The sequence below is a fragment of the Bradyrhizobium sp. AS23.2 genome, from assembly GCF_001908185.1.
GTDB lineage: Bacteria > Pseudomonadota > Alphaproteobacteria > Rhizobiales > Xanthobacteraceae > Bradyrhizobium.
On sequence record NZ_LGHM01000013.1, the window covers coordinates 37,359 to 49,727 of the forward strand.

At 64.5% G+C, this 12,369-nt stretch carries 14 protein-coding genes; 7 read left to right on the forward strand and 7 right to left on the reverse strand.

Annotation, left to right across the window (positions count from 1 at the left end; genetic code table 11):
* Positions 1-54 precede the first annotated feature (54 nt).
* Complete coding sequence (locus AC630_RS02610; RefSeq protein WP_074116927.1) at positions 55-615, forward strand: carboxymuconolactone decarboxylase family protein; 561 nt, start codon at positions 55-57, stop codon at positions 613-615.
* Positions 616-623: 8 nt separating this feature from the next.
* On the opposite strand, the gene AC630_RS02615 is transcribed toward AC630_RS02610, so the two are convergent.
* On the reverse strand, positions 624-1,496 hold the full coding sequence (locus AC630_RS02615) for a hypothetical protein (protein WP_074116928.1): 873 nt from the start codon (positions 1,494-1,496) through the stop codon (positions 624-626).
* Between the two features lie 215 nt (positions 1,497-1,711).
* Between AC630_RS02615 and AC630_RS02620 the strand changes: the two genes are divergently transcribed.
* Positions 1,712-1,957: a hypothetical protein gene (locus tag AC630_RS02620; protein ID WP_074116929.1), complete on the forward strand. Its 246-nt coding sequence runs from the start codon at positions 1,712-1,714 to the stop codon at positions 1,955-1,957.
* 9 nt (positions 1,958-1,966) lie between these two features.
* Here AC630_RS02620 and AC630_RS02625 read toward each other — a convergent pair whose 3' ends face one another.
* Positions 1,967-2,902 (reverse strand): alpha/beta hydrolase, encoded by a 936-nt coding sequence (locus AC630_RS02625; RefSeq protein ID WP_074116930.1) that lies wholly within the window; start codon positions 2,900-2,902, stop codon positions 1,967-1,969.
* Between the two features lie 168 nt (positions 2,903-3,070).
* Here AC630_RS02625 and AC630_RS02630 point away from each other — a divergent pair, with 168 nt between their 5' ends.
* A complete protein-coding gene (locus AC630_RS02630) occupies positions 3,071-3,958 on the forward strand; it encodes a branched-chain amino acid aminotransferase (protein ID WP_074116931.1) in 888 nt (295 codons plus the stop codon).
* Positions 3,959-4,152: 194 nt separating this feature from the next.
* Here the strand turns inward: AC630_RS02630 and AC630_RS02635 are convergent, their stop codons facing one another.
* Both AC630_RS02635 and phaR read right to left on the reverse strand, forming a co-directional pair.
* Positions 4,153-4,770, reverse strand: a complete 618-nt coding sequence (locus AC630_RS02635) for a class I SAM-dependent methyltransferase (protein WP_074116980.1) — start codon at positions 4,768-4,770, stop codon at positions 4,153-4,155.
* Between the two features lie 107 nt (positions 4,771-4,877).
* On the reverse strand, positions 4,878-5,462 hold the full coding sequence (gene phaR, locus AC630_RS02640; protein ID WP_074116932.1) for a polyhydroxyalkanoate synthesis repressor PhaR: 585 nt from the start codon (positions 5,460-5,462) through the stop codon (positions 4,878-4,880).
* Positions 5,463-5,778: 316 nt separating this feature from the next.
* Here phaR and AC630_RS02645 point away from each other — a divergent pair, with 316 nt between their 5' ends.
* The 3 genes from AC630_RS02645 to yddG all read left to right on the forward strand — a co-directional run bounded on the left by AC630_RS02645 (position 5,779) and on the right by yddG (position 8,952).
* Positions 5,779-6,957, forward strand: a complete 1,179-nt coding sequence (locus tag AC630_RS02645) for an acetyl-CoA C-acetyltransferase (RefSeq protein WP_074116933.1) — start codon at positions 5,779-5,781, stop codon at positions 6,955-6,957.
* A gap of 265 nt (positions 6,958-7,222) precedes the next feature.
* Positions 7,223-7,948 carry an acetoacetyl-CoA reductase gene (gene phbB, locus AC630_RS02650; protein ID WP_074116934.1) on the forward strand — a complete coding sequence of 242 codons (726 nt, stop codon included), beginning with the start codon at positions 7,223-7,225 and terminating at the stop codon, positions 7,946-7,948.
* A 134-nt stretch (positions 7,949-8,082) separates the two neighbouring features.
* Positions 8,083-8,952, forward strand: coding sequence for an aromatic amino acid exporter YddG (yddG, locus tag AC630_RS02655; protein ID WP_074116981.1), 870 nt, complete (start codon positions 8,083-8,085; stop codon positions 8,950-8,952).
* 138 nt (positions 8,953-9,090) lie between these two features.
* On the opposite strand, the gene AC630_RS02660 is transcribed toward yddG, so the two are convergent.
* Together AC630_RS02660 and gloB are read right to left on the reverse strand one after the other, a co-directional pair.
* Entirely contained in the window at positions 9,091-9,513 is a 423-nt protein-coding gene (locus AC630_RS02660) for a cupin domain-containing protein (protein ID WP_074116935.1), read from the reverse strand.
* A 9-nt stretch (positions 9,514-9,522) separates the two neighbouring features.
* The gene (gene gloB, locus AC630_RS02665) at positions 9,523-10,290 is read right to left on the reverse strand and encodes a hydroxyacylglutathione hydrolase (RefSeq protein ID WP_074116936.1); all 768 of its coding nucleotides are present in this window, start codon (positions 10,288-10,290) and stop codon (positions 9,523-9,525) included.
* Positions 10,291-10,398: 108 nt separating this feature from the next.
* Here gloB and AC630_RS02670 point away from each other — a divergent pair, with 108 nt between their 5' ends.
* Positions 10,399-11,145 (forward strand): methyltransferase domain-containing protein, encoded by a 747-nt coding sequence (locus AC630_RS02670; protein WP_074116937.1) that lies wholly within the window; start codon positions 10,399-10,401, stop codon positions 11,143-11,145.
* A 167-nt stretch (positions 11,146-11,312) separates the two neighbouring features.
* Here AC630_RS02670 and AC630_RS02675 read toward each other — a convergent pair whose 3' ends face one another.
* A complete protein-coding gene (locus tag AC630_RS02675; RefSeq protein ID WP_074116938.1) occupies positions 11,313-12,068 on the reverse strand; it encodes a DUF4167 domain-containing protein in 756 nt (251 codons plus the stop codon).
* Positions 12,069-12,369: the final 301 nt, after the last annotated feature.

A 12,369-nucleotide genomic window follows, 5' to 3' on the forward strand; every position in this document is an offset into this window, starting at 1 on the left:
CCTTGCGTGCGCACGCGGGCGAGCCTCGCAGCTTCTCAACGAGGAGATCCCACCGTGCGCCTTCCTATTCTCGATCCGAAAGAGCTGACCGACGAACAGAAGCCGCTCTATGACGACATGCGAGCCGGCATCAAGGACCACTTCAAGGGCTTTGTGAACATGCGCGACGACGGCGCGCTGCTCGGGCCCTGGAATCCCTGGATCCGTGAGCCGCGCTTCGGCGGGCCGGTGTGGGAGCTGGTCAAGGCGATCGCGTCGAACTCGCTGCTGCCGGCGCCGGTGCGCGAGGTCGCGATCCTCGTCACCGGCTCGCACTTCCGCTCCGGCTACGAGCTCTATGCTCACGTGCTGGTCGCCGAACAGCGCGGCCTGTCCGACGAGAAGCTCGCGACCATTGTAGCCGGCCAGCGTCCGGTCGACCTCACCAAGCAGGAAGCCGTTGCCTACGACATGGCCTCCGCGCTGGTCAGCGGCGGTGTGCTGCCGGAACTGACCTGGCGCGCCGCGGTGAAGGAGTTCGGCGAGCATGGCGCGGCGGAGCTTTCTTATCTCGTCGGCGTCTATTGCATGGTCTCGGTCACGCTCAACACCTTCGACGTGCCGGTGCCGGAGTAGCGTGGCGCCTAGTTGCGTACGGCGTAGAGCGGCGTGCGCAGCGTCACCTGATAGGACGGCTTCGGCACCCAAGCGATCTGCGCGGTGAGGCCGAACAGGCGGTTGTCGTTGTCGTCCATCCGGTCGAGGTCGAAGCGCAGGATCGGTTGCGTGAAGGGTTCCGCGAGTGTCCGGCCTGCGATCTGCGCGCCGCCGAACGACTGCACACCGAGGCGGCCGGTGAACTTCCAGTTGCTCGGCCACTGATAGTAGCCGCCGGCATAAAGGATCGTGTTCGGCTTGATGCTGGCGAATTGGCTGGCGATGTCGGTGTGGGTGTATTGCAGGCCCGCAAGCCAGCCCCGTGTCTCGTCCTCATCCAGCGCGTAGTCGAATTCCAGGATGTTGTTGAACGACGTCGTCATGCCCGGTTCGTTCGGCACCGATTGCGTCAGGGTCGATTGCAGCGTGATCGTCGGGATATTGCCGCCGTTCTGCTGATACAGATCCGCCTGCACGCCGATGTTCCAGCTGGTGATGTCGAACGCCGACCAGCCGCCGCCGAGATCGGTCGCCGAGCCGGACACGCCGCCATAGAGCGAGACACTATCGCTGACGTCGACGGTCAGCGGCAGATCGACGGCGATCGATCTCGCGGCCGGCAAGCCGGTCGGCAGCATCGTGCCTCGGCGCGCCGCCAGTGCGTCGAGCGCGGCCGACAATGAGGTGTTGCCGAAGCCGAGCCCGAGCGTGCCCGCCGGGATCGTCGCATAAGTCGTGCGCAGATCGAGATAGATGTTTGGGACAGCCGGTTTCGCCGGTGCGTCCTCCTCGTCGTCAGCGGCGAAGGCGCCACCCGCCGAAATCGTCAAACCGAGGAGCCCCATCGCGACAGCGCGCAAAGCCGGACGGTGCGATAGGCAGTAATATGACACGTGACAATCCGACGCGTGGCGCTCTGATGACGGAACCGTTCGCTAGATGGAACGTGACCACTCGTGTGGTCAAGCGCTATCCGCGAACGATGGACTGCGCCGACGTGCGCGGTTACCCTGCCGTGATCGCACTGACATCCGCGCACGCCAGAGCGCAGCCCGGACAACGGAGAACGACAGCCATGAACACGTCACGCCGCATCCTCCTCGCCGGACTGGCGGGGCTCGCCGTCGCTCCGACCGTTGCGGGGGCCGCTCCGACGCCCCTAGCCGACGAGGTGACGGTTGCCGAAGAACGCTTTGCCCGCATGATCGCCGCGGCGCATGCGCCCGACGTCACCTGCGCACGGCAGGCCGAGCGCTACGCGGAGACGCATTGGCCTGAATATGTTGTGGCAGCCAGGGCGGTGCTCGACGCGCGCGTCTGATTCCCGCTTTTACTTCTCCACCGCTCGCCTGACCTGCTCGCCGATCTGCGAGAGCACCAGCTGCGCCTGCGGCAGGATCGCGCCCATGGCGTGAAAGTTGTGAACCATGCCGTCATGGCAGACGTGCTCGACGGTGACGCCCGCGGTGAGCAGTTTGCGCGCATAGGCATTGCCTTCGTCGCGCATCGGGTCAAACTCGGCGGTGTGAATGATCGCGGTCGGCAGGCCCGCCAGCCGTGTCGCGCGCAACGGCGAGACGCGGGGATCGGCGGCGTCGATGCCGTCCGGAAGATAGTCGGAAAGGTCGGCTTCGATCGTGACGCGATCGATCAGATGGCCTTCGGCGAACGCCTCGCGTGAGGGTGAGGTCTCCTCGAAATCCAGCACCGGGCAGATCAGGCATTGTGCGACGATCGAGAGGCCGGCGTTCTGCATCGCCTCCTGGCACACAATCGCAGCGAGCGTGGCGCCGGCGGAGTCGCCGCCGACCACCAGACGTTCGGCGTCTATGCCGAGCGATGGGGCCTCGCGCGCGACCCATTCGGTAGCGGCAATCGCATCGTCCACGGCGGCGGGAAATTTGTGCTCGGGCGCGAGCCGGTAGTCGACCGAGACGAGGCGGCAGCCGGTCACATGCGCCAGCGCCGCCGCGATGCGGTCGTGCGTCGCAACGCTTCCGGCAACGAGCCCGCCGCCATGAAAGAACACGAAGCCCGGCGCGCGTTCACCCGCGCTTGCGGGCGAGTAGAGGCGATAGGGGAGTTCGCCTCCAGGGCCGGGCAGCATGCCGTCGGACGTGGTCACATCCGGCGCCTCCGCGCGTGCGAACTGCATCAGCTTCGCCAGCGACTGCCGCCGTGCCTCGACGCTCGGCCGGCTCCGCGCCTGCGGCGCGGCCGCAGCCATCATGGTCAACAAACGCTTTGCGAGCGGATCGAGCGGCATGGGAAACTCCGTAGCGCAGTCGACATTATAGCCGGTTTGTTCTTCGATAGTGCCTCGATGCTTACCCCCTCCTGGAGGGAGAAGGTTGCAGTTCCGCGCAGCAAATCGTTTAGAAATTGGGACAATAGTGCCCGGACATTGCGGCATCACGCCAAGGGGAGGCCGGTCATGGCCGAGATCAGGAAGCCGATCGAATATTCGCCGAGCTGGACCTTCTTGGAGGGCAGGTGGCACGACGGCAACGTGCCGATCATGGGCCCGCGCACGCATGGCGCCTGGCTCGGCTCGGTCGTGTTCGACGGCGCGCGCGCATTCGAGGGCGTCGCGCCCGATCTCGATCGCCACGTCGCTCGCGCCAATCAATCGGCGATCAACTTTGGCCTGAAGCCGGTGGTCGACGCCAACACCTGGCTCACGCTTGCGCGTGAGGGCATCGCGCGCTTCGCGGTGAATGCCGAGCTTTACGTTCGTCCGATGTACTGGGCGCAGAACGGCTCGGGCGGCGGTGTGCTGTTCGATCCGGAGACCACCAATTGGTGCCTGTGCATCTACGAGGCGCCGATGCCGAAGCCCGTCGGCAATGCCATCACGCTGTCGCCGTTCCGCAGGCCCACCGCCGAATGTGCGCCGGTCGAAGCCAAGGCAGCCTGCCTCTACCCGAACAACTCGCGTGCGTTGGCCGAAGCCGCGGCGCGCGGCTTCCAGAACGCGCTGATGCTCGACATGCTCGGCAACGTCGCCGAGTTCGGCAATTCCAACGTGTTCATGGCCAAGGACGGCGTGGTCTTCACGCCGGTGCCGAACGGGACCTTCCTCAACGGCATCACGCGCCAGCGCGTCATCAGCCTGCTTCGCGGCGATGGCGTCACCGTGGTCGAGAAGACGTTGCGCTATGCCGACTTCCTTGCCGCCGACGAGATCTTCTCCACCGGCAACTTCGCAAAAGTCGCGCCCGTGATCCGCATCGATTCGCGCGAGCTGAAGCCGGGCCCGTTCTACACCAGGGCGCGCAAGCTCTATTGGGACTTTGCGCATACGGTGAAGCTGGCGGCGTAGGCGGCGCACTTCCTGTCATTGCGAGCGCATGCGCGCCAAGTACTCCGCTGTCATCGCCCGACTTGATCGGGCGATCCAGTATTCCAGAGACGTTCGTTGTTCACCGAGAAGCCGCGGCGTACTGGATGCCCCGCCGGAACCTGTCATCGGGCTCGCCGAAGGCGAGACCCGGTGGCGGGGCATGACAGCTAGCTTTAGCTACGCCTTCGGAACCGGCTGAACTGGAACGCCTGCGTCGAATTCCACGGCGTGTGGTGGACCTCGCTCCGCGTCTCGACCAGCTCGAACCCCGGCCCGAGCTCTGCGGCGAGGCTCGCGCTGTTATGGCGCTGCACCGGCAGGCCGCTGCATTTCTCCGGACCATCGGGCGCGAACGTGGCGATGATGACGTGGCCGCCAGGCGCAACCGCCGACCGCAGGCGCTCGACGTAGGCGGCCCTGTCGCGCGGATCGGTCAGGAAGTGAAACGCCGCGCGATCATGCCACACATCGTAGCTGCGCGCAGGCCGCCATGCCGTGGCGTCGGCGACGATCCAGTCGACGGCTGCGGCGGCCGGACCAATCCGCCGCTTCGCAGCGTCGAGCGCATTGGCGGAGAGATCCAGCACGGCGACATCGCGATATCCGTCCTGCAGGAGCGAATCGACCAGCCGCGAGGCGCCGCCGCCGATATCGATGATGCCTGCGCGATGATCTGGACTGGCGGCGTGGATCATCTCGAGCGAGATCGCCGGAATATCCTGATACCAGCTCACCTCGGCCTCACCCTTGGTGGCGTAGACGTTGTCCCAATGCGTGCTTCGGTCGGACATGGCAGCTCCAGCCATCGCCGGGATGACGGCGAGCAAGAGGCGGCGCCTCTACAAATCCGCGGACCCCGCGTCCGCCGCATGCGGACGCGCTGGCATGAACGAAAGACCTATTCGTCCTTCTTAGACATCCGCTCCAGGCGCTCCTGCATTTCCTTCATCTGCTGGCGAAGCTCGTCAATGTTGCTGTCCTTCGGCGTCTCGGCGTTCGCATCGGGCTCCGGGCTGGCCGCCGGGCGGGGCGCTGCGAAGGGCTTGAACATCGAGAAGGTTTGCTGGAACAGCTCCATGTTGCGGCGGACTTGTTCTTCCAACGGAGCGAAGGGCGTGCCGGACAGCGTGTTGGCGATCTGCTTGCGAAACTTTTCCTGCTCCTGGGTCAGCGTCGCGATCGACTGCTCCAGATATTTCGGCACCACCATCTGCATGCTGTCGCCGTAGAAGCGGATCAGCTGGCGCAGGAAAGTGGTCGGGAGCAGGTTCTGGCCGGCCTTGTTCTCCTGCTCGAAGATGATCTGGGCGAGCACGGAGCGGGTGATGTCGTCGCCGGTCTTGGCATCGTAGACTAGGAAATCTTCGCCGTCCTTGACCATGGCGGCGAGGTCCTCGAGCGTCACGTAAGTGCTCGTTCCGGTGTTATAGAGCCGGCGATTCGCGTATTTCTTGATGGTGGTGGGTTGGTCAGATTTCGCCATGGGCTCTCACTTCAAAGACACTGAGAACAGGAACCTGCGGCATTGCCGCAAGGCGCGGGACGAGTACGCAACGCAACAAAATAAGCATTTTCAAAGGGGTCACGCTACCGTTTTGTGCGCCACGGTTAGTCGCACAGCAAAAACTTGCTTGCGAAAGCGCCAAGAACGCTATTTTGAATGCGCTGCGGCATGAATTCGGTCGCCGGCCGATTGACATGCCTCAACGACGTTAACAGGATGCCTTACGAGACTGGCTGGCCGTTCCCAGCGCCCGCCTGCCCCTTTTTTTCAGAACCTCAAGCCTCAGGAGATGCCCATGTCAGACGATGTCGTCATCGTCAGCGCCGCCCGCACCCCGGTCGGAAGCTTCAACGGAGCGTTCGCGACCCTTCCCGCCCACGATCTCGGCGCCGTCGCCATCAAGGCCGCGCTTGAGCGTGGTGGCATCGAGCCCGGCCGGGTCTCGGAAGTCATCATGGGGCAGATCCTGACCGCCGCTCAGGGCCAGAACCCCGCCCGCCAGGCCTCGATTGGCGCGGGTATTCCGGTGGAAAGCCCGGCCTGGGGCGTGAACCAGCTTTGCGGCTCGGGCCTGCGCACGGTCGCGCTCGGCTACCAGGCGCTGCTCAACGGCGATTCCGAGATCGTGGTCGCCGGCGGCCAGGAATCCATGAGCATGGCTCCGCACGCCCAGTATCTGCGCGGCGGCGTCAAGATGGGCGCGGTCGAGTTCGTCGACACCATGATCAAGGATGGCCTGTGGGATGCCTTCAACGGCTACCACATGGGCAACACCGCCGAGAACGTCGCACGGCAGTGGCAGATCACCCGCGCGCAGCAGGACGAATTCGCGGTCGCCTCGCAGCAGAAGGCCGAGGCCGCGCAGAAGGCCGGCAAGTTCAACGACGAGATCGTTCCCGTCACGATCAAGACCCGCAAGGGCGACGTCGTCGTCAGCGCCGACGAATACCCGCGCCATGGCGCCACGCTCGACGCGATGGCCAAGCTCAAGCCCGCCTTCGAGAAGGATGGCACGGTCACCGCGGGCTCGGCCTCGGGCATCAATGACGGCGCTGCCGCCGTGGTGCTGATGACCGCCAAGCAGGCCGCGAAGGAAGGCAAGAAGCCGCTCGCGCGCATCGTGTCCTGGGCGCAGGCCGGTGTCGATCCGAAGATCATGGGCTCGGGCCCGATCCCGGCCTCGCGCGCCGCGCTGAAGAAGGCCGGCTGGAACGTCGGCGATCTCGACCTGATCGAGGCCAACGAGGCCTTCGCGGCGCAGGCCTGCGCCGTCAACAAGGATCTCGGCTGGGATACTTCGAAGGTCAACGTCAACGGCGGCGCGATCGCGATCGGCCATCCGATCGGCGCCTCCGGCGCGCGCGTGCTGGTGACCTTGCTGCACGAAATGCAGAAGCGCGATTCGAAGAAGGGCCTCGCCACGCTGTGCATCGGCGGCGGCATGGGCATTGCCATGTGCCTTGCCCGCGATTGATGTGGGCGAGGCACCAAACGAAAACATGCATCGCGCAACTGACGCGTGCGCTGCACACCTGACTCAGTGCGTTGCACGCGGCTAAAAAGGCGGCGGTTGCAAATCAAATATTCTTCGCAACTGCGCAAGCCTCGACTAAATACAAACGCCCGGCTCAACGCCGGGCGTTTTGTTCTTGATGTCCGTCAAACCAGCCGCATAATCCGTCGTTAAAAACCATCGCTAATCAGCATCAATGATTGAGTCCAAGGGAAGGAAGCTTGAGATGGCACGAGTTGCACTGGTGACGGGTGGTACGCGGGGCATTGGTGCTGCGATCAGCAAGGCGCTGAAGGCAGCTGGCTACAAGGTCGCAGCGAGCTATGCCGGCAATGATGCCGCGGCGGAGAAGTTCAAGGCCGAGACCGGTATCGCCGTCTATAAATGGGACGTCGCGTCGTTCGATGCCTGTGCGGAAGGCGTGAAGAAGGTTGAAGCTGATCTCGGTCCCGTCGACGTGCTCGTCAACAATGCCGGCATCACCCGCGACACCGCCTTCCACAAGATGACGCTCGAGCAGTGGAACGCCGTGATCAACACCAATCTCGGCTCGCTGTTCAACATGACGCGCCAGGTGATCGAAGGCATGCGCGCGCGCAAGTTCGGCCGCGTCATCTCGATCTCGTCGATCAACGGCCAGAAAGGGCAGTTCGGTCAGGTCAACTATTCCGCGGCGAAGGCCGGCGACATCGGCTTCACCAAGGCGCTCGCGCTCGAGAACGCCAAGGGCGGCATCACTGTGAACGCGATCTGCCCCGGCTATATCAACACCGAAATGGTGCAGGCGGTGCCGAAGGACGTTCTGGAGAAGAACGTGATCCCGCAGATCCCGGTCAGCCGGCTCGGCGAGCCCGAGGAGATCGCGCGCGCGGTGGTGTTCCTCGCGGCCGACGAGGCCGGCTTCATCACCGGGTCGACGCTGACCATCAATGGCGGCCAATATCAGACCTGATATGGCACAAAGCCTTTATATGGCGCCAAGCCTTTAAGCTAAAAGCCTGTAGCTTCAGGCGCGACAAGGCGATAGTGAAGACGAAAATGCCCGGCCTCGTGCCGGGCATCCGCGTCCTCAGAGCCCTTCAATTGATGACCCCGCGCACAGCCACGCTGATCGGATTGACCGCAATCCTGATGTGGTCGCTGCTCTCCGTGATGACGGTGGCGACCGGGAAAATCCCCGCCTTTCAGCTTGCCGCGATGACGTTCGCGATCGGCGGTCTCGTCGGGCTCCTCACCTGGATCGGCCGCGACGGGGCCGCCACGAGCCTGCGCCAGCCGCTTGTCGTCTGGGCGGTCGGCGTCGGCGGCCTGTTCGGCTATCACGCCCTCTATTTCCTCGCCCTGCGTTTCGCGCCGCCGGCCGAAGCAGGCCTTCTCAATTATTTGTGGCCGCTGTTGATCGTGCTGTTCTCGTCATTCCTGCCGGGCGAGCGGCTTGCCGTGCATCACATCATCGGTGCCGTGCTCGGCCTCGTCGGCACCGTGCTGCTGTTTGCCGGCAGCACCTCCGGTTTCGCGCCGGGCCAGGTGCCGGGATTGATCGCTGCGTTCGTCGCGGCGTTCGTCTGGGCAACCTATTCGGTGCTGTCGCGCCGGCTGAAGGCCGTGCCGACCGATGCCGTCGCAGGCTTCTGTCTCGCCACCGCGGTGCTCGCCGCGCTAATGCATGGTTTGCTTGAAACCACCGTGTGGCCCGAGACCACGCTGCAATGGCTCTCCGTGATCGCGCTCGGCATCGGCCCCGTCGGTGCAGCATTCTATGCCTGGGACATCGGCATGAAGCGTGGCGACATCCGCGTGCTCGGCGCCGCCTCCTACGCGACGCCGCTGCTCTCGACCGGCTTCCTCATCGCTGCCGGTTTTGCCAAGGCCAGCGCCAACATCGCCATCGCCGCCATTCTGATCGCCGGCGGCGGCCTGATCGCGGCGAAGGACATGGTGCTGCGGAAGCGATGACTGTCATTCCCGGGGGGCGATGCGCAGCATCGAACCCGGAATCCATTTATCGGCGTCAATGATGGAGAGATGGATTCTCCGATGCGCAATTGCGCATCATAGCTCGCCGCTTTGCGGCGCCCCGGAATGACAGCTTGCCTAAGGCTCCCAGCCCTTCGGCGCGAGCTCGAATTTTGCGAATTCGAACGCGGGTGCCACGGTGCAGCCGACCAGCGTCCACTCGCCAGTGGTCTCTGCCATCTGCCAGGCGTCGGCCGGCACGATCGCCTGCGGCCGCTCGCCGCTCACAAGATCGGTGCCGAGGCGCACCTCGTGCTGGGAGCAGCCTTCATGCGCGATGCGCAGCGTCAACGGGCTGCCCGCATAATAGTGCCAGATCTCGACCGCATCGATGCGGTGCCAGTGCGAGCGCTCGCCGCGCGCGAGCAGGAAGTAAATCAGGGTCGAGCGCGATCGTCCGTTGGCGTCCGTTGTCTGGTCGCGAAAGGTCTCGCGGTAATGCCCGCCTTCGGGATGCGGGCGGAGTTCGAGGCGCGCGATGATCTCGGCTGCGGTCGGCATCGATTCCCGTCAGGACTTGTTCTTGCGCTCGCGCAATTCGCCGAACACGACGGCGGCATCAGCACCCTTCATGTGTAGCCTGGCTGCGACCGAGGGTTCATCAGCGCGCAGGAACACATTTGCTCGCTTCTCTTCACCAAGCAGTGAGGGAATGGTCGGCTTGTTCTCGGCGCGGAGCTTGGCAACTTCCGCCGCGCGCGCCTGGAGCGCCGCATTGTCCGGCTCGATGGTGAGCGCAAACTTGACGTTCGAGGCGGTGTATTCGTGGCCGCAATAGAGCTTGAAGTCGTCGGGCAGGGCCCGCAGCTTCAGAAGCGAATCCCACATCATCGGGTAGGTGCCTTCGAACACCCGGCCGCAGCCGATCGAGAACAGCGTGTCGGCGGCGAACACCGTCTTCTCGGTGTCGAACACGTAGGAGACGTGGTCGAGCGTGTGGCCGGGCGTCTCGACGACGCGCCCCAGCAAGGTGCCGATCTTGACCACGTCGCCATTGGCGACGCGCAGGTCGACGTCGGCAATCTTCGTCGTCTTGTCGTGCGGCGCGACGACGCGGCAATTGTATTTCTGCTTGAGTTCGGCGACCCCGCCGACATGATCGCCGTGATGATGGGTGATCAGGATATCCGTGAGCTGCCAGCCCTCGCGCTCCAGCGCCTTCAGGATGGGGCCGGCCTCCGGCGCGTCGATCGAAGCGGTTGCCTTGGTTTCCACATCGTGGATCAGATAACCGAAATTGTCGTTTAAACAGTTGAAAGTACGAATTTCGGCGGCCATGACATCTCCATCGCGCTCAGCCCCGCCAGACAAATATGGCGTTAACGTTGCGCAGGCAATGCAATATTCCGCGCGCGGCGGCGGCCTTGTGCATGTTACATTGCCGTCATGAGCATCGACGTCGTCGACCTCCGCGAGTTCTATTCCCGTCGACTCGGGATTGTGGCGCGGCAAATGATCAACCGCGGCATCAGGCAGCGCTGGCCGAACGCCGAGGGCCAGCGCGTGCTCGGCATCGGCTATCCGACGCCCTATCTCGGCCTGTTCCGCGAGGACGCGGAGCGCTGCATCGCCTTCATGCCGGCGGCCCAGGGCGTTCTGAAATGGCCGACGGGACGGCCGGCACTGGCTTCGCTGGTGGATGAATTCTCGTTGCCGCTTCCTGACGCCGCGGTCGACCGCATCCTCCTGGTCCATGCGCTGGAGATGTCGGACGATCCGGCCGCGCTGCTGCGCGAGGTCTGGCGCGTGCTGTCGCCGTCCGGCCGCGTCATCGCGGTGATCCCGAACCGGCGCGGGGTGTGGACCCGTACCGACAATACGCCGTTCGGCCATGGCCGGCCCTATTCGCGCTCGCAGATCACCGATCTGCTGCGCCAGACCTGGTTCACGCCGACCGCCTGGGGCGAAGCGCTGTTCATGCCGCCCTATGCCGGCGGCTGGGTGCTGAAATCGGCGCAGATGTGGGAGCGCGCGGGCGCGGCGCTGTCGCTGCCCTTCGCGGGCGTGCACATCGTCGAGGCGACCAAGCAGGTCTACCGCGCCATCCCCGCCAAGCGCGAACGGGCACGGTTGATTCCCGCGCTGACCAAGCCAGTGCTGGTGCCGTCGTCCACGACGGTCACGCGCAGCTGAAACTCGATGAAATCATGCTGGCCATCGCCGGCGTTCACCTCTCCCCACGGGAGAGGTGATGCGCGCAGAGCTCGCATCGAGCTAACCAATACTCAATGCCTCAAAAGCAAATCGTCCCGGCGTGGCCGGGACGATTGCAATTCGATAAATCCGATAGGGCCTGCGGCTTACTCGCTGGGCGCGTGATCGTCGCCGGAAGCGGCCGGAGCGGCTTCGCGCTCGGGACGCGGACCATGCGGCCGGCGCCGGCGGCGCGGATAACGCTCGCCGCCGCCACCGCCGCCCTCGAAGCCGCCCTGGCCGGCATTCACCTGCGGCTGCGCGCCGGTGATGAAGGAGGGCAGGCGGTCGACGCTGCCGGCATCGGCAACGACGGGCTGCGGCTGGTTCTGCGGTTGCGGCTGGGGCTGATACTGCGGCTGCGGACGATGATCGCGCTCGCGGTGCTCGCGCGGCTGCTGCTGCTGGTCGCGCTGATAAGGCTGCTGGTTGTCGCGCTGCTGATGATCGCGCTGGCCGTCGCGCGTGTAAGGCTGCTGCTGCGGTTGCGGAACGAAGCCCGGTTCCTGGCCGAAATTCGAGAAATTCTCGCCGTCGTCCTCGCCGAAGTCGCTGCTCGTGCTGATCGGCTCGTCGCCGCGCGGCTGCTGGTTCTGGCGGAACTGTTCCTGAGCGGCGGCGATCAGGCGGAAATAATGCTCGGCGTGCTGGTAGTAGTTCTCGGCTGCAACGGGATCGCCGGAGGAGCGCGCGTCGCGCGCAAGCTGGAGATATTTCTCGGCGATGTGCGAGGCGGTGCCGCGGATCTTGATGTCGGGTCCGTTGGACTCGTAGACCCGGGTCATCGGGTTCTGGCTGCGCCGGTTGTTGTTGTTATTATTGTTGCGGTTGCGCATCCGCTGCTTGTTCTGACCGTTTCTCATGTCCTGCCTTTAATTCCAGCCTAAAGGTTGCACGCACTACTGATTGCTGAGAGTGACCTGGTGACAGCGGCTCACATTTCTCGCGCGCACCGCGCGCAAGAGCGGCTTGAACCCTGCCGATGTTTGTCGACCGTCGCGTTCAACAAAGACGCGTTCCCCACTCGCCAGCATTCATCGCCAGCGAACCCATTCATTTTGCCTGCCGAAACAAGCCCAGCTTTCTCGCGTAAGTCTTCAAGCGCAATATCAGGCTTTCGTTCACGTTGCGGTCGGAGAGCAGCGCAGCTCCACTGGCCATCGC

What these genes read in the sequence shown, in the direction of transcription:
- AC630_RS02635 (WP_074116980.1), bottom strand. Translation starts at nt 4,770, where the DNA reads ATGTCCGACCGAAGCACGCATTGGGACAACGTCTACGCCACCAAGGGT.
- AC630_RS02660 (WP_074116935.1), bottom strand. Translation starts at nt 9,513, where the DNA reads ATGCCGACCGCAGCCGAGATCATCGCGCGCCTCGAACTCCGCCCGCAT.
- AC630_RS02620 (WP_074116929.1), top strand. Translation starts at nt 1,712, where the DNA reads ATGAACACGTCACGCCGCATCCTCCTCGCCGGACTGGCGGGGCTCGCC.
- AC630_RS02630 (WP_074116931.1), top strand. Translation starts at nt 3,071, where the DNA reads ATGGCCGAGATCAGGAAGCCGATCGAATATTCGCCGAGCTGGACCTTC.
- AC630_RS02645 (WP_074116933.1), top strand. Translation starts at nt 5,779, where the DNA reads ATGTCAGACGATGTCGTCATCGTCAGCGCCGCCCGCACCCCGGTCGGA.
- phbB (WP_074116934.1), top strand. Translation starts at nt 7,223, where the DNA reads ATGGCACGAGTTGCACTGGTGACGGGTGGTACGCGGGGCATTGGTGCT.
- AC630_RS02625 (WP_074116930.1), bottom strand. Translation starts at nt 2,902, where the DNA reads ATGCCGCTCGATCCGCTCGCAAAGCGTTTGTTGACCATGATGGCTGCG.
- AC630_RS02670 (WP_074116937.1), top strand. Translation starts at nt 10,399, where the DNA reads ATGAGCATCGACGTCGTCGACCTCCGCGAGTTCTATTCCCGTCGACTC.
- phaR (WP_074116932.1), bottom strand. Translation starts at nt 5,462, where the DNA reads ATGGCGAAATCTGACCAACCCACCACCATCAAGAAATACGCGAATCGC.
- gloB (WP_074116936.1), bottom strand. Translation starts at nt 10,290, where the DNA reads ATGGCCGCCGAAATTCGTACTTTCAACTGTTTAAACGACAATTTCGGT.
- yddG (WP_074116981.1), top strand. Translation starts at nt 8,083, where the DNA reads ATGACCCCGCGCACAGCCACGCTGATCGGATTGACCGCAATCCTGATG.
- AC630_RS02675 (WP_074116938.1), bottom strand. Translation starts at nt 12,068, where the DNA reads ATGAGAAACGGTCAGAACAAGCAGCGGATGCGCAACCGCAACAATAAT.